Here is an 18486-nt window from a genome sequence, read left to right on the forward strand (position 1 = left end):
GGGGGTCCGGCCTCACTTCAATCCATCGAGCAGCTCATCCACCTTCGCGGTGTCGAGCTTCTCGTGGTAATGGCCATTGATGACGACCACCGGCGCGCCGCAGCAGCCGGCGACGCATTCTTCCTCGCGCTTGAGGTAGACGCGGCCGTCGGCGGTGGATTCGCCGAGCTTGCAGCCGAGCTTCTTCTCGGCGTGCTTGACCAGATCCTCGGCGCCGTTGAGCCAGCAGCTGATGTTGGTGCAGAAGGCGACGTTGTGGCGACCGACCTTCTGCGTCTCGAACATCGAGTAGAACGTGGCCACTTCGTATGCCCACACCGGTGGGAGGTCGAGATACTTGGCGACGCCGGCGATCAGTTCGTCGGTCAGCCAGCCGCCATTCTGCTCCTGCGCCGCGTGCAGGCCCTGCAGCACGGCCGAGCGCTTGCGGTCCGGCGGAAACTTGGTCAGCCAGTGGTCGATGTGCGCACGCGTCTCATCGCTCAGCACGACCATCGGGTCGACGTTGCGCGCGTTTTCGAAATTGCCTGTCGCCCTCATCGGTCGATCTCTCCGAACACGATGTCGTAGGTACCGATCATCGCCACCACGTCGGCCAGCATGTGGCCTTTCACGATCTCATCCATCGACGACAAGTGCGCGAAGCCCGGCGCGCGCAGATGCACGCGGAACGGTTTGTTGGCGCCATCGGAGACCAGATAGCAGCCGAACTCGCCCTTCGGCGCCTCGACCGCGCTGTACGTCTCGCCCGCCGGCACGCAATAGCCTTCGGAGAACAGCTTGAAGTGATGGATCAGCGCTTCCATGTCGTCCTTCATCTCCTCGCGGGAGGGAGGCGACACCTTGTAGTTGTCGAGCATCACCGGGCCGGGATTGGCCTTCAGCCACTTCACGCACTGCTCGATGATGCGGGTGGACTGGCGCATCTCGGCGACGCGTACCAGATAGCGGTCGTAGCAGTCGCCCTTCACTCCCACCGGGATGTCGAAGTCGACTTCGGCGTACTTCGCGTACGGCTGCTTCTTGCGCAGATCCCAGGCCACGCCGGAACCGCGCAGCATCGGACCGGTCATGCCCCAGGCCAGCGCCTGCTCCGGCGGGATCACGCCGATGCCGACGGTGCGCTGCTTCCAGATGCGGTTGTCGGTGAGCAGCGTTTCGTATTCGTCGATGCGATGCACGAAATCCTTGGAGAAGGCCTCCAGGTAATCCAGCATCGAGCCTTCGCGCCAGGCGTTGAAGCGCTTGAGCTTGGCCCCCTTCTTCCACGGCGACTCGCGGTACTGCGGCATGCGCTCCGGCAGATCGCGGTAGACGCCGCCGGGGCGGTAGTACGTGGCGTGCATGCGCGCGCCGCTCACCGCCTCGTACACGTCCATCAGTTCTTCGCGCTCGCGGAAGGCGTAGAGGAACACCGCCATCGCGCCGAGGTCGAGCGCGTTCGAACCCACCCACATGAGGTGATTCAGGATGCGCGTGATCTCGTCGAACAAGGTACGGATCCACTGCGCGCGCTCCGGCGCCTCGATGCCCATCAGCGTTTCGATCGCGCGCACGTAGGCGTGCTCGTTGCACATCATCGAGACGTAGTCCAGGCGATCCATGTAGCCGATCGACTGGTTGAAGGGCTTGGATTCGGCGAGCTTCTCGGTGCCGCGATGCAGCAGGCCGATGTGCGGATCGGCACGCTGCACCACTTCGCCGTCCATTTCCAGGATCAGGCGCAGCACGCCGTGTGCGGCCGGATGCTGCGGGCCGAAGTTCAGCGTGTAGTTGCGGATCTCCTGCTTCGCCTCGCCTTCGTTGCTGGCGAAAGCGAGGTGCGAGGGATGCGGATGGGTTTCGGGCTGCGCACTCATTTCGCGCCCTCCGCCTTGCGTGACATCTGTTCACCGGCCGCGGTGGCGTAGCGCGCATCGTCGCGCACCACGCGCGGGACGCCGACGCGCGGCTCCACCGAGGTCACCGGTTCGTACACGACGCGCTTCTTCTCGGCGTCGTAACGCACTTCGACATTGCCGATCAACGGGAAATCCTTGCGGAAGGGATGTCCGACGAAGCCGTAATCGGTGAGGATGCGGCGCAGATCGGGATGGCCCTGGAAAATGATGCCGATCAGATCGAACGCCTCGCGCTCGAACCAGTTCGCAACCGGCCAGAGATCGGTGACCGAGGCAACGATCGGCAGATCATCGTTCGGCGCGAAGGCCTTCACGCGCACGCGGCGATTGTTCTGCACGGACAGCAATTGCAGCACCGCGGCGAAGCGGCGCTGCGGCGTCGGCATCGAGGCCTCGCCTTGCGGCTCTGCGACCTGACGGCTCGGCGTCTCGCCGAACTTGAAGCGGCCGACGTTGCGTCCCTCGACGCCACGGCTGAATCCTTCCGAGGAGACATCGGTATCCCACTCGTCGCTGCCGTAACCGAGGTAGTCGACGCCACAGACGTCGATCAGCTGCTCGAAACCGAACTCGTCGCGCAGCGCCTTGCAGCCGTCGTGCCAGGCTTCGCTGGAGAACACGATGCCAACCTCGCCGCCTTGACGATGCGGCTCGATTCCGCGCGGCTGCGCCACCGTGACCTCGGCCTCGGGGAAACGCGCGCGCAGGCGCTGGGCAAAAGCGGATGCAGACTCAGCCGTCATACCATCAACCTTCCTGCAGTCCCGTCTTGTTGTCGCCGAAGTTGGTGCTGCGGCGGATCTTCTTCTGCAATTGCAGGATGCCGTACACCAGCGCCTCGGCCGTGGGCGGGCAGCCGGGCACGTAGACGTCGACCGGCACGATGCGATCGCAACCGCGCACCACCGAATAGGAATAGTGGTAGTAGCCGCCGCCATTGGCGCAGCTGCCCATCGAGATCACCCACTTCGGATCTGGCATCTGGTCGTAGACCTTGCGCAGCGCCGGCGCCATCTTGTTGACCAGGGTGCCGGCCACGATCATCACGTCGGACTGACGCGGCGACGGGCGGAACACGACGCCGTAGCGATCGAGATCCAGTCGTGCGGCGCCCGCGTGCATCATCTCAACCGCGCAGCACGCCAGACCGAAAGTCATCGGCCACATCGAACCGGTGCGCGCCCAATTCAGCAGCACGTCGGAACTGGTGGTGACGAAACCGCGCTCGAGCAGCGGATTTTCGCCCTGGGGACGCAGGATGTCATCGACCCGCCCTTCCGGCAGCGGGTTGTTCATCAGGCGCGCGACGGTTTGAGAAACGCCCATATCAATTCACCGCCCTGTTGGTCGCCGTTTCGGCACAAGGATGTGCCGACGCAACGATCGCGCCAGCGATCGTTGCGGCAGGATGCCCGGTCCGGCGCTGAAGGATCATTCCCATTCCAGCGCCCCTTTCTTCCAGACGTAGATAAAGCCGAGCAGCAGCATGCCGGCGAAGATGCCCATCTCGATCAGGCCGAGCGTGCCCAGGTCACGGAACACGGTGGCCCAGGGCACGATGAAGATGATTTCCAGGTCGAAGATGATGAACTGGATCGCGATCAGGTAATAGCGCACGTCGAACTGCATGCGCGCGTCCTCGAACGCGGCGAAGCCGCATTCGTACGGCGACAGTTTTTCGAGCGTCGGGCGCTTGGGCCCCAGCATGTTGCCAATGATCAGCAGTGCAATGCCGATACCGGTGGCAACGAACAGGAACAGTAGGGTCGGCAGGTATTCGGCCAGCACTCTGTGTTCTCTCGGCTTGAGAGCGTCAACGAATCGAAGAGGAGTCGGAGTGGAGTCAGGACGTGACCGCTTGCCCTTCCCTCGTATCCAAACTCCTCTTCAGTTCATTTCCGCTCTGTGGCTACGCGTGGAATGAAGCCGGGAAAAGTAGTCGGGCGAACCTGCTTGCCTGACCTCTTTTCCTGCGGCTCACTCCCGCATTACGTGGTGCCCAAGGGGGGACTCGAACCCCCACGACCTAAGCCGCTACCACCTCAAGGTAGTGCGTCTACCAATTCCGCCACCTGGGCAATTTCTTTCGCTCCGCGCAATGCCTCGTGCGGAGCTTGTCTATTGTAAAGGAACCGCTGAACTTTGTTCAGGCCCTTCGCGATTACTTCTTGTCCTGCGGAGCGGGCTGCGACGGCGCCGGCTGCTGGGACTGCGGCTGCGCACTGGCCGGCTGCGCGGGCGCTTGCGGCACCGGAGCGGATTGCGCGGGAACCTGCGACGGAGCGTTCTGCGCAGGCGCCGAAGGAATCTTGGGAGCGGCGTCGGGCGCAGGCGCGGGCGGGACGACCTGCCCCATCACGCCGAGGTCCTGCTGGCCCGGAGCGACCGGCCTGGCGTTGTGGGTAGCGCTCCACGCCATGTACAGCGTGATCGCGAAGAATGCGATCGCCAGCCACTTGGTGGCCTTGGAGAGGAAGTTGGACGAACCGCGCGCGCCGAAGACGGTCGCGGACGCGCCGCCGCCGAAGCCGGAGCCGGCCTGTGCGCCGGCACCGCGCTGCATGAGGATCAGCGCGATCATCGCGATGGCGATGAGCACGAATATCACGTTGAGGATCAGCAACAACATCGAGTGGGACTCTCGTCAGAATTCAGTTCGCGGCGGCCGAGACGATGGCCAGGAAATCGGCGGCCACCAGCGATGCCCCGCCGATCAGCCCGCCATCTACGTCCGGCTGGGCGAACAGCGCGGCGGCGTTCTCAGGCTTCACGCTCCCGCCGTACAGCAGCGGCAGCGAATCCGCGATTGTAGCATCGCGCGAAGCGGCCTCGCCACGGATGAAGGCATGCACGGCCTGGGCCTGCTCCGGGCTGGCGGTGCGGCCGGTGCCGATCGCCCAGACCGGCTCGTAGGCCACCACGGCGCCATCGAAGGCCTGGGCACCGGCCAACTCGAAAACCGGGGCCAACTGGGCGGCGATCACCGCCTCGGTCCGGCCCGCCTCGCGTTGTTCCAGGGTCTCGCCCACGCACAGGATCGGGGTCAGGCCGGCGTGTTTGGCGGCCAGGAACTTGCGCGCGACCAGTTCGCTGCTCTCCTGGTGATACTGGCGGCGCTCGGAATGGCCGACCAGCCCGTAGCGGGCGCCGACGTCCACCAGCATTCCCGCCGAGACCTCGCCGGTGTAGGCGCCCTTCTCGTTCTGGCTGACGTCCTGGGCGCCGAAGGCCACGGCATGGCCCTGGAAATCGCGGATCAGCTCGCCGAGATACGGCAGCGGCGGCAGCAGCACGGTTTCCACGCCCGCCACCGGCAGGCCGACCACCAGTTCGGCCACCAGCTGGGTGGCGAAATCGCGGCTGCCGTGCAGCTTCCAGTTCCCGGCGACGATCCTGCGGCGCATCAGCGACTCCTGAACATTGAAAGGAACAGAATAGCCGATCCCCTTTCATGGCCCTGGGACCCGACACATGACGACAGCCCCCTCCGCCGGCTACGCCCTGATCACTGGCGCCTCCAGCGGTATCGGTGAAGCCATCGCCCGTGAATACGCGCGCCGGGGCGTGCCGCTGATCCTCACCGCGCGCCGCTTCGAGCGGCTGCAGGCCTTGGCCGACGAGCTGCGGACCCAGGTGCCGGTGGTGGTGATCGCCGCCAACCTCGCCGATCCGGATACGCCACGCGCGCTGGTGGCGGAAATCCAGCAACGCGAGCTGCCGGTGCGCATCCTGGTCAACAACGCGGGCTATGGCGTGCCGGGCCGCTACCTGAGCAAGGACTGGGCGACGCACACGCATTTCCTGCAGGTGATGATCGGCGCGGTGTGCGAACTGACCTGGCGCCTGCTGCCGTCGATCCGCGCACAGGGCGGCCGCATCCTCAATGTCGCCTCGTTCGCGGCGCTGGTGCCGTCGGCGGACGGACAGACGCTCTATGCGCCGGTGAAGAGTTTCCTGGTCAAGTTCAGCGAGGCCCTGTCGCTGGAGAATGCCGACGCCGGCGTGCATGCCACGGCGCTCTGCCCCGGCTTTACCTGGTCCGAGTTCCACGACGTGACCGGCACGCGCGCGATGATGTCGAAGCTGCCGAAGTGGATGTGGCTGAAGTCGGAGGACGTGGCTCGCGCCGGCATCGACGCGGCCGAACGTGGACAGGTCGTGGTGGTGCCGGGACTGGTCTACAAGCTGATCCGCGGCCTGGCCTGGCTGCTGCCCGATGGCCTGCTGCTCAAGCTGATGGCGCGCAATTCGCGCAGGATCCGCTCGATCGACTGATTCATCTCATCCACACCGGCCGAACCTGGACATGCCACCCGCCACGGGGCGGCATGCCCGTTCTATAGTGCGGAGATGTTCGGACAACGCCCCCAGCCGCAGCGCCGCCTGCCGATCCTGCCCTATCAGAAGCCCACACTGGGCCGCGACTATTGGCTGCTGGACGACGCCCTGCCCAACGCCGATGCGATCCGCGCCCGCTGCCTGGCCAAGACCGACTGGCACGAGGGCTATCCCTACAAGCCGGAAAGCTGGCCGGGGCTGCGCTCGATTCCCTGCCTCGAACCGGATGAACTGGCGCCCCTCGAGGCCTGGGTGAAACAGGCCACCCGCGCCAAGAAACTGACGGTCACGACCGCGGCGGACGGCACCCATCTCAACCACAACTGCGTGCAGGTGGTCGGCATCGACGAATGCCAGCCGCGGCCGCACACCGATTCACGCCACCTGTGCCGCTATGCCGCGGTGCTCTATCTCAATCCCAACGTGCCGGACAGCTGCGGCACCGGCTTCTACCGGCAGCGCATGCCCGGCGGCCAGCTGGGCGGCAACACGGTGATGGCGCCGCATCTCAATCTCGCCGACGCGTTGGGCTCGCGCTTCGTCGCGCCCGACTCGTTCGTCGAGGACATGCGCATCCCGCACCGCTACAACCGGCTGCTGCTGTATCGCGCCAACCTGATCCACAGCGCCACCGGCTACTGGGGGCAGACGCTGCAGGAGAAGCGGATGGCGGCGGTGTTTTTCTGGATGACCTGATCTTTCCGAACACCGGCCGCATCCTCGATGCTGTTTATTGCCTGCGCGGCAGATCCGGCCCCTGGTGCAAGCTCAGCAGATTGCGGTCGGGATCGACGAAATCCAGCGACAAGCCGCCATCCGGCGATTCGCCGACCGGCACCACGATCTCGACCCCGCGCCCCGCCAGCGCCTCGGCGTAATCGTCGATGCCGCCGTCGAGACTGAACACGACCACCGGCGACTCCCCCGCCCTGGCCGCGTGCACGATGAACACCAGCACCAGTTCACCGACCTGCGCCATCGCGAACGCGCCATCGTGGCCGTCGACGAGATTGACCGGCAAGCCAAGCGTGTCGCGATAGAAGGTGACCGAACGCGACAGATCGGTGACGAAGAAAACGATGGCGCCTACTTTGCAATTCGACAGCATGGGGATGCCTCCTGATTGTGTGATCCCGCCTATCCGTTGCCGCCGGTGCCCGAAGTGTGAGCACGCGTGCGGATCACCAGCAGGTGGCCGTCGCCGTCGTGAGTGCCGAGGCCGTCGCTACCGAACATCGCCGCCTTCAGCGCACGGCGCACCAGCCCGAACTGCAGGTCGGCGCTGCGCGCGGGATCGCGCACGTAGGCGAGCGCGAGGCTTTCACTGCGTTCCGCCGGCCGCAACCCGGCCAGGGCCTTGCGGATGCCGGTCAGCCGTTGCCGGAAGGCAACGGGGCTGATGCCGAGGAGCCAGCGGATTTCTTCCGCCGACAGGCCGTGCAAGGCCAGAACCGCCACCTTGCGACTCGCCGGAGGCAGACGTCGCAGCCAGTCGGGCATGCGCGGAGCCAGGCCACGTTCGGCCGCTTCCGAAGCCGCTTCTTCGATCGCCCCCTCCTGCGCAACGGCCTCAAAGCTTTCACGGCGACGCCGGCGCACCGCCGAGCGCGCCTGCAAGGCCGCCTGGTTGCGCAACACCCCGCTCAGCCATGGCAGATCGGAACGGCCGGCTTGCAGCGCGGCGAGCAAAGTCTCCTGGACGAGGTCGTCGACGTCCGCCGGCCGGGCCGTCAGCCGGCGGGCCTGCGCGTACAACCGGTCGCAAGTCTCCCGATCCATGGGGTGATCCGCGTCATCCGATGACCAGCACGGCGGCGATGCACAACGCCACGACGGGCAATCCCTGATACCACCATCTGCGCCTGGCGCGTCTGAACATCGCGATGCCGGCGATCGCCAGCGTCAATGCGAGCAATGCGATCAGGCCTGAAAAGAACAGCGCGATCGGCCCGGCGACATCGCCAATCCGCATGCCATCCCGCAGCACCACGACGGCATAGCAGACCATCGCCGCCGCGCCGGCAATTTCGAGTACCGCCAGCACACGCTCCGCGATCGGCAGCACGTCACGCATGAGGTTTGCCCGCGCCTTATTTCAGCTTGATTTCGCGCAGCCGCTCTTCCAGGTATCCCTGTGCCGTGATCGCCTCGGGATAGCGCTTGGGATTGTCCGGCGTGATCGTGGACGGCAGCACGTCGATCAGGAAATCGGGATTCGGATGCAGGAAGAACGGCACCGAATAGCGCGGCTTGCGCGCCTGCTCGCCCGGCGGATTGACCACGCGGTGCGTGGTGGACGGATACACGTGGTTGGTCAGGCGCTGCAGCATGTCGCCGATGTTGACGACGATGGTGTCGGCGTCCGAGGTGAACGGCACCCACTCGCCCTTCTTCGACAGCACTTCCAGACCGGCGGCGCTGGCGCCGACCAGCAGCGTGATCAGGTTGATGTCCTCGTGCGCGCCGGCGCGCACGTTGGGGATGTCGTCGGCGGTGATCGGCGGATAGTGGATCGGGCGCAGGATCGAGTTGCCGAAGTCGGTCTTGTCGGCGAAGTAGTTCTCCGGCAGGCCGATGTGCAGGGCCAGCGCGCCCAATACCTGCGAGCCGAGCTGGTCGAGCGCGTTGTAGAGCGCGTAGCCCTTCTCATGGAAGCCTTCGACTTCCTGCGGCCAGAGGTTCGGCGCCATCACGTCGCGGTACTTGGAGTTGTCGGGAATCTCGCGGCCGATGTGCCAGAACTCCTTCAGGTCGGAGTACTTGGCGCCCTTCGCGGTTTCCACGCCGAACGGCGTGTAGCCGCGCGCGCCGCCGCCACCGGGGACGTGGTAGTGCTTCTTGGCCTCCTCCGGCAGTGCGAAGAAGCGCTTGAACACATCGTAGGAATCATCGATCAGCGACTGCGGAATGCCGTGATTGCGGATACCCGCGAACCCCCACTCACGATAGGCGGCGCCGAGTTCGTCGACGAAGGCCTGGCGATCCTCGGGGCTGGTCGGATGGGTGAAGCGGCGGATGTCGAGGGTGGGGATTTGGCTCGTGCTCATTTGAAAATGTCTTTGTCCTTGGCAACCCCGGCGCCCGTGCGGCGGGGCAAAATACTCAGACGGCTGCCGCGCGCACGGCATCGGCCAACCGATCGAGCGTAGTCTGCACCAACTCCGCGTCGTCCGCCTCCACGGTCACGCGCACCACCGGCTCGGTACCGGAAGGCCGCAGGAAGGCACGCCCCCTGCCCTCCACCGCCTGCTGCGCATCCGCCAGCGCCGCTTTCACACTGTCCGCCTCGGTCGGCCTGGCACCGCCGCCATAGCGCACGTTGATCGTCTTCTGCGGCACCTTGCGCAGTCCGCGCAGGGCTTCTTGCAAACTGATGCCACGGCGATGCAGCACCTCCAGCACCTGCAGGGCGCTGATGATGCCGTCGCCGGTGGTGGCGCGATCCAGGCACAGCAGGTGCCCGGACGCCTCGCCGCCGAGGATGCCGCCGTGTTCGAGCAGCGCCTGGTGCACGTAACGGTCGCCGACCTTGGCGCGGATGAAGCCGATCCCGGCATCCGCCAGCGCGCGTTCGAGTCCGTAGTTGGTCATCAGCGTGCCGACCACCGGCCCATGCAGACGGCCGCTTTCCTTCCAGTCCGAAGCGAGCACGAACAGCAGGTCGTCGCCGTCGCGCAACACGCCATCGCTGTCGACGAACAGCACGCGATCGCCGTCACCGTCGAAGGCGATGCCGAGATCGGCGCCGGTCTCGCGCACGCGCGCGGCCAGACCTTCCGGATGCGTCGAACCGACGCCGTCATTGATGTTCAGGCCGGAAGGATCCACGCCGATCGTATCGACACGGGCGCCCATCTCGCGCAACACCAGGGGCCCGATCTGATAGGTCGCACCGTGCGCGCAGTCGAGCACGATGCGCATGCCGTCCAGCTCGAAATGGCGCGAGACCGAACTCTTGCAGGCCTCAACATAACGGCCGACCGCATCGCGGGTACGGATCGCCTTGCCAAGCTGCTCCGAGGTCACCGTGCTGAACGGATTCTCCAGCGCCGCCTCGATGGCCAGTTCGGTCGCGTCGTCGAGCTTCTCGCCTTCGGCGGAGAAGAACTTGATGCCGTTGTCGTAATGCGGATTGTGCGAAGCGGAAATCACGATGCCGCCGTCGGCGCGCAGCGAGCGCGTCAGATGCGCCACGGCGGGCGTGGGCATCGGCCCCATCAGCTGCACGTCGACGCCTGCGGCGACCAGCCCGGCTTCCAGCGCCGCCTCGAACATGTAATTGGAAATGCGCGTGTCCTTGCCGATGATCACCTGCGGGCGGCGCCACTCGCCGCCGCGCTTCTCGCCGGTCTGCTTCATCGCCGCGCGCAGCGTGTGGCCGTAGGCATTGCCCAGGCGCAGCACGAAATCAGCCGAGATCGGGCCTTCGCCGACACGGCCGCGGATGCCGTCGGTTCCGAAATATTGTCTGCTCATACACCTATGCTTCGACGATCACATCGTCTTCGGGTTTGGGGGCCCCTGTGAGTAACGCAAGCAGGTGCGCGAGGCGCTCGCGCAGTTCACGGCGGTCGCAGATCTGGTCGATCGCGCCGTGTTCGAGCAGGAATTCGGAACGCTGGAAGCCTTCCGGCAGCGTTTCGCGCACGGTCTGCTCGATCACGCGCGGACCGGCGAAGCCGATCAGCGCTTCCGGTTCGGCGATGTTGATGTCGCCCAGCATCGCGAACGAGGCCGAGACGCCGCCGGTGGTGGGGTGCGTGAGCACCGAGATGTAGGGCAGCCCGGCATCGCGCAGGCGCGCCAGCGCGGCCGAGGTCTTGGCCATCTGCATCAGCGAGAACAGGCTTTCCTGCATGCGCGCGCCGCCGCTGGCGGAGAAGCAGATGAAGGGCGAGCCGATCTCCAGCGCGCGTTCGGCGCCGAGCGTGAAGCGCTCGCCCACCACCGAGCCCATCGAACCGCCCATGTAGGCGAAGTCGAAGGCGCTGGCGACCAGCGGACGCTGCTTCAGCGTGCCCTGCAGCGTGACCAGGGCGTCGCGTTCGCCCGTGGCCTTCTGCGCGGCCTTGATGCGGTCGCTGTATTTCTTCTGGTCCTTGAACTTGAGCACGTCGGTCGGGCCGAGCGCGGCGCCGATTTCCTGCGTGCTGCCGGCGTCAAAGAGCGCCGCCAGGCGCACGCGCGCGCGGATCGGCATGTGGAAGTTGCACTTCGGGCAGACCTCGAGGTTTTCCTCGAGTTCGGGGCGATACAGTACGGCGCCGCAGCGCTCGCATTTTTCCCACAGCCCTTCCGGCACGCTGCGCTTCTTGGTCGCACCCGCCTCGGTGCGGATGCGCGCGGGCATCAATTTCTTCAGCCAGGACGACATGCGTTCGGAGTTGCCTCATGGCGGCCGGGCCGCGTTCAGGGGAGAAGTTTAGCGCACGCACGCTATCAGGCTGATGAGGAACGCACACCTGTGCATTCCTGAAGTCGCAAGTCCGGCGCCGCCCGTTACCTGAGGAATCAAATGCTTGCGCACTTGATTCGCCGGCAGCGCCATCCCCTGCCGTATTGTGGGATGCCGCTCGCGGCCGCTATACGGCCGTTCAAAACGTGCGATCCAGCGCCTCCCGCAGCGGTGCGAGGAAGGCCACGGCCCTGGCGACCGCGTCGTCGACGCCCGTGGCATCCGCGAGCGATGCGACCAGTGCGCTGCCGACCACCACGCCATCGGCATCGACCGCCATCGCCGCGGCGCTGGCGGCATCCTTGATACCGAAGCCGGCGACGACCGGCGCGCCGCTGGCGGCGCGGATCGCGCGCAGGCGTTCGGAGGCGGCGACGGTGTCGAGACGTTCCGAGGCACCGGTCACACCCGCGAAGCTGACGTAGTACAGATAGCCCTGCGCGTGCCCGCACAGCCACGACAGCCGCGCCTCGCTCGTGGTCGGCGATGCCAGCAGGATCAACGCGATGCCGTGCGCGGTGAAGGCATCGCGGAACGGCGCGGCCTCCTCCGGCGGCAGGTCGACCAGCAGAACGCCATCGACACCAGCCTGCGCGGCATCGGCGGCGAAGCGCTCGGCACCGCGGATCTCGACGGGGTTCAGGTATCCCATCAGCACCACCGGCGTGTCGGCGTCGCGCTCGCGGAACGCGCGCACGCTCTCGAGCACGAACGCGAGCCCCGCCCCGCGTGCCAACGCGCGTTCGGAGCTGCGCTGGATGGTGGGGCCGTCGGCCATCGGGTCGGAGAACGGCACGCCCAGTTCGATCACGTCTGCGCCGGCTTCGACCAGCGCGTGCATGACCGGAACGGTGGCTTCGAGCGAGGGATCGCCCGCGGTGATGAAAGGCACAAGCGCTTTGCGGCCATCGGCCTTCAGCGTGGCGAAGCTGGCATCGATACGGGTCATGTTTGTATCAGATCTGCTCTAAGAATGTTGATTGAGTGGAGTTATTTCTGCCGGGAGTCGCGCGCTCACGCAGCGAACTGATAGCGCACCAGCGCCAGACAGAGCGCGAACAAATATCCGTAGGAAAAACGATCGATCCGAAACACCGCCTGGCCGCGGCGTGCGCGCCATGCCCCCAGCGCCATCATCAGCAGTCCCGCGGCGACGGGTGTGAAAACGAGATTGAGGAGTCGCCAGATTCCAGGAGGTGTGAAATGTTCCGGGAAAAGCCACAGGCTCACCCCGCCCAGAGTGGCGCCGAAAATGGCATAGCCCATGGCCGCGAGCCAAGGATTGGGCGGTTTCTTGAAGGGCTCCTGCAATGAGTGGAATCCCATCTCGACCAGGATCTCGACGACCGCTTGCAACAGCAACTCTCCGATGAACTGCAAGATTGCTTCAAGCATTGATGGACGCCCCCAAGCCGGCCAATACCGAAATCACACGTGATCGCATGCCCGCGATGTTTCCAGAGCGGAGATACGATCTCACCCTCAAAGGGCCATGCCTTCGCGCGCAGCGATGGTGTGCACGTCCTTGTCGCCACGTCCCGACAGGTTGCACAGCACCAGCTTGTCCTTCGGCAATTCGCGCGCCAGCTTGATCGCCTGGGCGATGGCGTGACTGGATTCGAGCGCGGCAAGAATGCCTTCGGTCTTCGCCAGCAGATGGAACGCGGCCAGCGCCTCGTCGTCGGTGACGCCGACGTATTCGGCGCGGCCGGTGTCGGCGAGGAAGGCGTGTTCGGGGCCGACGCCCGGATAGTCCAGGCCCGCCGACACCGAATGCGTCTCGGTGATCTGCCCGTCGTCGTCGCAGATCACGTAGGTGCGGTTGCCGTGCAATACGCCCGGACGGCCGGCGGCGATCGAAGCGGCATGCTTGCCGCTGGCGATGCCCTCGCCCGCCGCCTCGGCGCCGACGATGCGCACGTCGCGATCGTTGAGGAAGGCGTAGAACAGGCCGATCGCATTGCTGCCGCCACCGACGCAGGCGGTGATGGCGTCCGGCAGGCAGCCGTACTCGGCCAGCATCTGCGCGCGCGCCTCGCGTCCGACCACGGCGTTGAAGTCACGCACCATGCGCGGATACGGATCGGGCCCGGCCACGGTGCCAATGATGTAGAAAGTGTCGCGCACGTTGGTGACCCAGTCGCGCATCGCTTCGTTCAACGCATCCTTCAGTGTGGCCGAGCCGCTGTGCACCGGCACCACGGTCGCGCCGAGCAGTCGCATGCGGTAGACGTTGATCTTCTGCCGCTCGATGTCGGTGGCGCCCATGTACACCACGCACTCCAGGCCCAGGCGCGCGGCGACGGTGGCGCTGGCGACGCCGTGCTGGCCGGCGCCGGTCTCGGCGATGATGCGGGTCTTGCCCATGCGGCTGGCGAGCAGTGCCTGGCCGATGGTGTTGTTGATCTTGTGCGCGCCGGTGTGGTTCAGGTCCTCGCGCTTGAGCAGGATGCGCGCGCCGCCGACATGGTCGCTCAGCCGCGCGGCGTCGTAGATCGGGCTCGGACGGCCGACGTAGTGGGCAAGATCACGCTCGAAAGCCTCGATGAAGGCCGGATCGACGCGCGCGGTGTCATACGCGGTGGCGAGCTCCTCCAGCGGCCCCATCAGGGTTTCGGCGACGAAGCGTCCGCCGTAGCGGCCGAAGTGGCCGTTGGCATCAGGATATTGGTGGTAATCGATCGCCGCGCCGGGCGCGGTTTGAGGATTGGGTTTGGGGGACATGATGTGCTCCGGAACCGGTGCGCCGCGGCCACGATGGACAGGATGGGCCAGACAGGCTGCGGGAGGTTTTGCGGTGATCGGCTGGCCGGCGAAAGGCCGATACCGACCGCGGTAGGTCCAGGTGACGCGTCGGTTATCGAACGGCCGCCGCGGGCACGCGGCGCCAGCGTCGCAGGGAGCGACCGAAGGGCGATGGCGGGCGGTTCGAGGATTTCATGGCGTGGGCATAGCCTACACAATCCGGAGCGTTTTCGTCTCAAGGCCACGACGAAAGTGTTGAGCGCCGTCATCCCAGCGAAGGCGGGGACCCATTTTGATCTTGAGTTGGCCATACCAAAGGCAAAATGGGTTCCAGCCTTCGCTGGAATGACGATTGGTTCGACGTTGCCTTGCCACAGCGCCGCTGTCGTTTGCCCGAAGTCATTCGTCTGGAATCAGTTGTCAGAATCGGCCGCCCGCACCGCCTCGACAAAGCGCCGCATCTTGTCGCCGTCCTTGAACCCCGGCGCACTTTCGATGCCGCTGGCGACGTCGACACCCCAGGGGTGCACCGCCCGAATCGCATCGAAGACGTTGTCAGGCGTGAGACCGCCGGCGAGCAGATAAGGCTTCTGGATGCCGGCCGGAATGCGCGTCCAGTCGAACGTCTTGCCGCTGCCGCCACTCCCGCCGCTGACATGGCTGTCGAACAGGAATCCGGCCGCTGACGGATAGCGCGCGTGCAGGGTCGCGAGCGCGTGATCACTGGTCTCCTCACCCATCGCGATCGCCTTGAGATACGGCACACCGAAGCTGCGGCAGAACACCTCGTTCTCGTCGCCATGGAACTGCAGCAGGCTCGGCCGCATCTGGCGCACGACATTGCGCACTTCCTCGGACGGGTTGTCCTTGAACAGGGCCACCGAATCCACCAGCGGCGCCAACGCCTGCCGGATCGCCCTCGCCTCCTCGGCCACAACCCGGCGCTTGCTGCCCGGCGCGAACACGAAGCCGACCGCATCGACGCCCAGTTCGCAGGCCAGCCGCACGTCACCGGCGCGGGTGAAACCGCAGAACTTGATGCGCGTGCGGAACAGGGGATTCGAGGCCGCGCTCAGCTGATGCCCTTTCGACATCGACTGCGGTCCCGAACGACCGGACGCGGATGGCCGGGCCGGACGATCCGAAGCCGGCGGCGTTGCGCCAAGGATGGCATCACTCGATCGATGCACGAGCGTTCAAACTGTGAAGGCACTTCGCAGCGTAACCGTTTTTCCACAGCGCCCTTGAAACCCCAGTGGCGACAAATAGTTACATTGCCTGGGTTACTTCTTCGGGCAACCCCCACTGCGGCGGGTACAGCGGCCCGAGGAACACCAGCCCGGTCGGCGGCGCGGTCGGCCCGGCGACGGTGCGATCCCGCCCGGCGAGCAGTTCGGCGATCCAGGCTTCCGGTTTTTCGCCGCGCCCGACCATCAACAGGCTGCCGACGATATTGCGCACCATGTGATGGAGGAAGGCGTTGGCCTGCACTTCCACCTCGACGAGGTCGCCGTCCCGGCGTACCGAGATCGCCTGCAGGTCGCGGCGCGCATGCGGCGCCTGGCAATGCACGGTGCGGAACGCGGAAAAATCGTTCTCGCCGAGCAACGCCTGCGCGGCACGATGCATGGCCTCGGTATCGAGCGGGCGCCGTTCCCAGGTGAGGTAGTGGCGCTGCAACGCCGGCCGCATCGGACGGTTGAGGATGCGATAGCGGTAGCGCCGGGCCCGCGCGGAGAAACGCGCGTGGAAATCATCGGCCACCGGCAGGCACCAGCGCACGCATACCGCGTCCGGAAGCTGCGTCGTCGTGCCGAGCACCCAGGCGCGCGGATCGCGCGGCGCATCGCTGTCGAAGTGCACCACCTGGCATTGCGCATGCACGCCGGCATCGGTGCGGCCGGCGCAGATGGTCTCGACGCGCGTGTTGGCGACGAACGAAAGCGCCTGCTCCAGCCGCGTCTGGACAGTGCCGTCGTCGCCTTCACCTGGCTGGCTGAGTCGCTGCCAGCCGAGGAATCCGGCGCCGTCGTATTCGACGCCCAACGCATACCGCATCGTCAGCATCCGTCCATGCGCGTGCGCAATCGCCGAGCGGGCGATGACTACAGGTCGCGTAGCATGCGCCCGGCTTCGCCGCGGGCCGCCGCGTTCTGGCTGGCCGCCACTTCGAGCAGCAGGGTGCGGGCGGTGTCGACGTCGCCGAGGTCGATGTAGGCGCGGGCGAGTTCGAGACGGTCGTCGGCGACGGGTTCGATACCCGCTTGGGCACTCGGTTCGGCATCCGCCGGCGCCGCGACCGAGGCGACTGCGTTGGCGGTAGCGGCAGCGGTGACGGAATCCCCCGCATGCCAGGTGGGCGTGCGCACGGCTGTCCGGGCGCCCACACCCGCGGCCGCCACCATGGCCGCGGCACGATCATCAGTGCCACCATTCGGAGCACCGCGCGCGGTGATCTCTTCGAGCGTCGGCGCGTTGTCGAAAGCCGGGCGCCTCGGCTGCGGCGCCGCCTTGCGGCGACGGAACAGCAGCCACGCCAGCAATGCGACCACCACGGCGCCGGTCAGCCATGGCCACAGCGCGATCGGCGTGTCCTTTGAAGTCGGCGGCGGCGTGGCGGTCGTCGACTGCTGCTGCGCGGCGAGCTTGCTCTGCGCGGCGGTCAGGGCGCTGTCCTTCATCGCGATCAGCTTCTGCTGATCCTGCTGCAGCTTCTCCAGCTCGGCGACGCGTGCCTTCAGTTCCTGCACCTCGGCCTCGCGCGCGGCAAGCGTTTCCTGCGCCTGTTGCACGTTCTCTTGTCGCAGCATGTCACCTCCGCCCTTCGCATCGAGCCCGGACTGGGTGCCGGCTTGCTTCCCGCCGTCACCGGACGGCGGCACGATTTCCAGCCGCGCGTCGGCGGCGCGCGTCGGCGCCGCGGCCTTGGCCGGTTTGTTTTCGGCCGCGACGGGCTTGTTGGTCGCCGCCGGCGCCGCTTGGCTGGCCGGCGCCGGTGTGTCGGCGGCCTCGCCTTCCGCACCGGCCACGGCCACCGGCTGCTGCACCGGCTTGCGCGTGCCCTCGCGCCATTTGCTGATCTGCTCGCGCACCAGCGTGCGCGCTTCGGCGGCACTGTGCTCCGACAGTTGCTCGGTCTGCGGCACGCGCAGGGTCGCGCCGGTGCGCAGCAGGTTGATATTGCCGCCGATGAAGGCGTCCGGGTTGGCGCGCAGCAGCGCCAGCATGGTCTGGTCGAGCGAATAGCCTTCGACGCCGAGGCGGCCGGCGATGGCGGAGAGCGTGTCGCCCGCTTTGGTCGGGCCGTATTCGTCGCCGGGAGCCGGCTTCGGCGTCTGCGCGGCTTCGGATTTCACCGCGCCGGAAGCGGGCACGGCCGGCGCCACTGCGTTGTCGGCCGGTTTTTCGAGCGGCGCGGCGGCGACGGGCTTGGATGCCGCCCCGTTCTCTGGCGATTCCGGCTTGGCTTCCGGTTCCGCGGGCGGGGCTTCCGGCGTGGTCGCGGATTCGGCCGGGGCCGCCTCGCGCTCGATCGTGTTGGATGCCCCCGACGTCGGCGCCTCGATCGCCGGCTGCAAGGGCGCCGAGACCGTGCGCGGCGCGTCGAGCAGTGCGGAGTATTCGCGCACCAGCCTGCCCTGCCCCCAGTCCACCTCGACCAGGAAGGTCAGCAGCGGCTGCTGTACCGGCGCATCGGTGGTGACCCGGATGACGGGCTGGCCGCGGGCGTCCAGCGCGACGGTGAACTTGAGATCGGAGACCAGCCCGCGCGGTGGCGCCAGGCCGATCCGGGCGAAGGTTTCCGGCGAGGCCAGACGCGCCTGCAGGTTCTCGAGTTCGGCCGGATCGCTGGAGACGATCGGGATCTCCGCCAGCAGCGGCTGCCCCGCCTGCGACTTCACCTGGATCTGCCCGAGTCCGAGCGCGAAGGCAGGGCCGGCCAGCAACGCGAACGTCGCCGCCAGCGCGGCGATCAATGCTTTGCGCATTGCCGCGGTGATCATGTTTCCCCGGGTCATGCGGCGCACTCTAGCCGCGCACGCCATT

21 protein-coding genes and 1 tRNA gene are annotated in these 18486 nt (G+C 66.5%); 2 read left to right on the plus strand and 20 right to left on the minus strand.

Features of this window, described 5'->3' with window-relative positions; genetic code table 11:
- Positions 1-12: 12 nt before the first annotated feature.
- From nuoE to tpiA, 8 genes are all read right to left on the minus strand, one after another.
- Positions 13-540, minus strand: coding sequence for an NADH-quinone oxidoreductase subunit NuoE (gene nuoE, locus AC1RNP_RS11895; protein WP_493051478.1), 528 nt, complete (start codon positions 538-540; stop codon positions 13-15).
- A complete protein-coding gene (locus AC1RNP_RS11900; protein WP_493051479.1) occupies positions 537-1859 on the minus strand; it encodes an NADH-quinone oxidoreductase subunit D in 1323 nt (440 codons plus the stop codon). Before AC1RNP_RS11900 ends, nuoE begins: the two co-directional genes overlap by 4 nt.
- On the minus strand, positions 1856-2644 hold the full coding sequence (locus AC1RNP_RS11905; RefSeq protein ID WP_493051480.1) for an NADH-quinone oxidoreductase subunit C: 789 nt from the start codon (positions 2642-2644) through the stop codon (positions 1856-1858). Before AC1RNP_RS11905 ends, AC1RNP_RS11900 begins: the two co-directional genes overlap by 4 nt.
- A gap of 4 nt (positions 2645-2648) precedes the next feature.
- Positions 2649-3227 carry a NuoB/complex I 20 kDa subunit family protein gene (locus AC1RNP_RS11910; RefSeq protein WP_493051481.1) on the minus strand — a complete coding sequence of 193 codons (579 nt, stop codon included), beginning with the start codon at positions 3225-3227 and terminating at the stop codon, positions 2649-2651.
- 105 nt (positions 3228-3332) lie between these two features.
- Positions 3333-3689, minus strand: coding sequence for an NADH-quinone oxidoreductase subunit A (locus AC1RNP_RS11915; protein ID WP_493051482.1), 357 nt, complete (start codon positions 3687-3689; stop codon positions 3333-3335).
- 205 nt (positions 3690-3894) lie between these two features.
- Positions 3895-3979, minus strand: a tRNA-Leu gene (locus AC1RNP_RS11920).
- An 83-nt stretch (positions 3980-4062) separates the two neighbouring features.
- Positions 4063-4530 (minus strand): preprotein translocase subunit SecG, encoded by a 468-nt coding sequence (gene secG, locus AC1RNP_RS11925; protein WP_493051483.1) that lies wholly within the window; start codon positions 4528-4530, stop codon positions 4063-4065.
- 22 nt (positions 4531-4552) lie between these two features.
- A complete protein-coding gene (gene tpiA, locus AC1RNP_RS11930) occupies positions 4553-5305 on the minus strand; it encodes a triose-phosphate isomerase (RefSeq protein ID WP_493051484.1) in 753 nt (250 codons plus the stop codon).
- 67 nt (positions 5306-5372) lie between these two features.
- Here tpiA and AC1RNP_RS11935 point away from each other — a divergent pair, with 67 nt between their 5' ends.
- Entirely contained in the window at positions 5373-6176 is an 804-nt protein-coding gene (locus AC1RNP_RS11935; protein ID WP_493051485.1) for an SDR family NAD(P)-dependent oxidoreductase, read from the plus strand.
- A 75-nt stretch (positions 6177-6251) separates the two neighbouring features.
- A complete protein-coding gene (locus AC1RNP_RS11940; RefSeq protein WP_493051486.1) occupies positions 6252-6935 on the plus strand; it encodes a DUF6445 family protein in 684 nt (227 codons plus the stop codon).
- Between the two features lie 34 nt (positions 6936-6969).
- On the opposite strand, the gene AC1RNP_RS11945 is transcribed toward AC1RNP_RS11940, so the two are convergent.
- The 12 genes from AC1RNP_RS11945 to AC1RNP_RS12000 form a co-directional block, all read right to left on the minus strand.
- Positions 6970-7347, minus strand: coding sequence for a VOC family protein (locus tag AC1RNP_RS11945; RefSeq protein WP_493051487.1), 378 nt, complete (start codon positions 7345-7347; stop codon positions 6970-6972).
- Positions 7348-7376: 29 nt separating this feature from the next.
- Entirely contained in the window at positions 7377-8018 is a 642-nt protein-coding gene (locus AC1RNP_RS11950) for an RNA polymerase sigma factor (protein WP_493051488.1), read from the minus strand.
- Between the two features lie 13 nt (positions 8019-8031).
- Positions 8032-8313: a hypothetical protein gene (locus tag AC1RNP_RS11955; protein WP_493051489.1), complete on the minus strand. Its 282-nt coding sequence runs from the start codon at positions 8311-8313 to the stop codon at positions 8032-8034.
- Positions 8314-8329: 16 nt separating this feature from the next.
- Positions 8330-9286 carry an isopenicillin N synthase family dioxygenase gene (locus AC1RNP_RS11960; protein WP_493051490.1) on the minus strand — a complete coding sequence of 319 codons (957 nt, stop codon included), beginning with the start codon at positions 9284-9286 and terminating at the stop codon, positions 8330-8332.
- Positions 9287-9341: 55 nt separating this feature from the next.
- The gene (gene glmM / locus AC1RNP_RS11965) at positions 9342-10715 is read right to left on the minus strand and encodes a phosphoglucosamine mutase (RefSeq protein WP_493051491.1); all 1374 of its coding nucleotides are present in this window, start codon (positions 10713-10715) and stop codon (positions 9342-9344) included.
- Positions 10716-10719: 4 nt separating this feature from the next.
- A complete protein-coding gene (gene accD / locus AC1RNP_RS11970; protein ID WP_493051492.1) occupies positions 10720-11613 on the minus strand; it encodes an acetyl-CoA carboxylase, carboxyltransferase subunit beta in 894 nt (297 codons plus the stop codon).
- A 220-nt stretch (positions 11614-11833) separates the two neighbouring features.
- A complete protein-coding gene (gene trpA, locus AC1RNP_RS11975; RefSeq protein WP_493051493.1) occupies positions 11834-12643 on the minus strand; it encodes a tryptophan synthase subunit alpha in 810 nt (269 codons plus the stop codon).
- Positions 12644-12708: 65 nt separating this feature from the next.
- Complete coding sequence (locus AC1RNP_RS11980) at positions 12709-13089, minus strand: hypothetical protein (RefSeq protein ID WP_493051494.1); 381 nt, start codon at positions 13087-13089, stop codon at positions 12709-12711.
- Between the two features lie 87 nt (positions 13090-13176).
- Complete coding sequence (gene trpB, locus AC1RNP_RS11985; RefSeq protein ID WP_493051495.1) at positions 13177-14418, minus strand: tryptophan synthase subunit beta; 1242 nt, start codon at positions 14416-14418, stop codon at positions 13177-13179.
- Positions 14419-14852: 434 nt separating this feature from the next.
- The gene (locus tag AC1RNP_RS11990; RefSeq protein WP_493051496.1) at positions 14853-15533 is read right to left on the minus strand and encodes a phosphoribosylanthranilate isomerase; all 681 of its coding nucleotides are present in this window, start codon (positions 15531-15533) and stop codon (positions 14853-14855) included.
- Positions 15534-15708: 175 nt separating this feature from the next.
- Positions 15709-16497 (minus strand): tRNA pseudouridine(38-40) synthase TruA, encoded by a 789-nt coding sequence (gene truA / locus AC1RNP_RS11995; RefSeq protein WP_493051497.1) that lies wholly within the window; start codon positions 16495-16497, stop codon positions 15709-15711.
- Between the two features lie 47 nt (positions 16498-16544).
- Positions 16545-18458, minus strand: coding sequence for a FimV/HubP family polar landmark protein (locus AC1RNP_RS12000; protein ID WP_493051498.1), 1914 nt, complete (start codon positions 18456-18458; stop codon positions 16545-16547).
- Between the last annotated feature and the right edge of the window lie 28 nt (positions 18459-18486).

This window comes from Luteimonas sp. GW821-FHT14E02 (genome assembly GCF_058803905.1).

Excerpts from the sequence above, each read along its gene's own strand:
- nuoE (WP_493051478.1), bottom strand. The coding sequence starts at position 540 with ATGAGGGCGACAGGCAATTTCGAAAACGCGCGCAACGTCGACCCGATG.
- AC1RNP_RS11900 (WP_493051479.1), bottom strand. The coding sequence starts at position 1,859 with ATGAGTGCGCAGCCCGAAACCCATCCGCATCCCTCGCACCTCGCTTTC.
- AC1RNP_RS11905 (WP_493051480.1), bottom strand. The coding sequence starts at position 2,644 with ATGACGGCTGAGTCTGCATCCGCTTTTGCCCAGCGCCTGCGCGCGCGT.
- AC1RNP_RS11910 (WP_493051481.1), bottom strand. The coding sequence starts at position 3,227 with ATGGGCGTTTCTCAAACCGTCGCGCGCCTGATGAACAACCCGCTGCCG.
- secG (WP_493051483.1), bottom strand. The coding sequence starts at position 4,530 with ATGTTGTTGCTGATCCTCAACGTGATATTCGTGCTCATCGCCATCGCG.
- tpiA (WP_493051484.1), bottom strand. The coding sequence starts at position 5,305 with ATGCGCCGCAGGATCGTCGCCGGGAACTGGAAGCTGCACGGCAGCCGC.
- AC1RNP_RS11935 (WP_493051485.1), top strand. The coding sequence starts at position 5,373 with ATGACGACAGCCCCCTCCGCCGGCTACGCCCTGATCACTGGCGCCTCC.
- AC1RNP_RS11940 (WP_493051486.1), top strand. The coding sequence starts at position 6,252 with ATGTTCGGACAACGCCCCCAGCCGCAGCGCCGCCTGCCGATCCTGCCC.
- AC1RNP_RS11945 (WP_493051487.1), bottom strand. The coding sequence starts at position 7,347 with ATGCTGTCGAATTGCAAAGTAGGCGCCATCGTTTTCTTCGTCACCGAT.
- AC1RNP_RS11950 (WP_493051488.1), bottom strand. The coding sequence starts at position 8,018 with ATGGATCGGGAGACTTGCGACCGGTTGTACGCGCAGGCCCGCCGGCTG.
- AC1RNP_RS11955 (WP_493051489.1), bottom strand. The coding sequence starts at position 8,313 with ATGCGTGACGTGCTGCCGATCGCGGAGCGTGTGCTGGCGGTACTCGAA.
- AC1RNP_RS11960 (WP_493051490.1), bottom strand. The coding sequence starts at position 9,286 with ATGAGCACGAGCCAAATCCCCACCCTCGACATCCGCCGCTTCACCCAT.
- glmM (WP_493051491.1), bottom strand. The coding sequence starts at position 10,715 with ATGAGCAGACAATATTTCGGAACCGACGGCATCCGCGGCCGTGTCGGC.
- accD (WP_493051492.1), bottom strand. The coding sequence starts at position 11,613 with ATGTCGTCCTGGCTGAAGAAATTGATGCCCGCGCGCATCCGCACCGAG.
- trpA (WP_493051493.1), bottom strand. The coding sequence starts at position 12,643 with ATGACCCGTATCGATGCCAGCTTCGCCACGCTGAAGGCCGATGGCCGC.
- AC1RNP_RS11980 (WP_493051494.1), bottom strand. The coding sequence starts at position 13,089 with ATGCTTGAAGCAATCTTGCAGTTCATCGGAGAGTTGCTGTTGCAAGCG.
- trpB (WP_493051495.1), bottom strand. The coding sequence starts at position 14,418 with ATGTCCCCCAAACCCAATCCTCAAACCGCGCCCGGCGCGGCGATCGAT.
- AC1RNP_RS11990 (WP_493051496.1), bottom strand. The coding sequence starts at position 15,533 with ATGTCGAAAGGGCATCAGCTGAGCGCGGCCTCGAATCCCCTGTTCCGC.
- truA (WP_493051497.1), bottom strand. The coding sequence starts at position 16,497 with ATGCGGTATGCGTTGGGCGTCGAATACGACGGCGCCGGATTCCTCGGC.
- AC1RNP_RS12000 (WP_493051498.1), bottom strand. The coding sequence starts at position 18,458 with ATGACCCGGGGAAACATGATCACCGCGGCAATGCGCAAAGCATTGATC.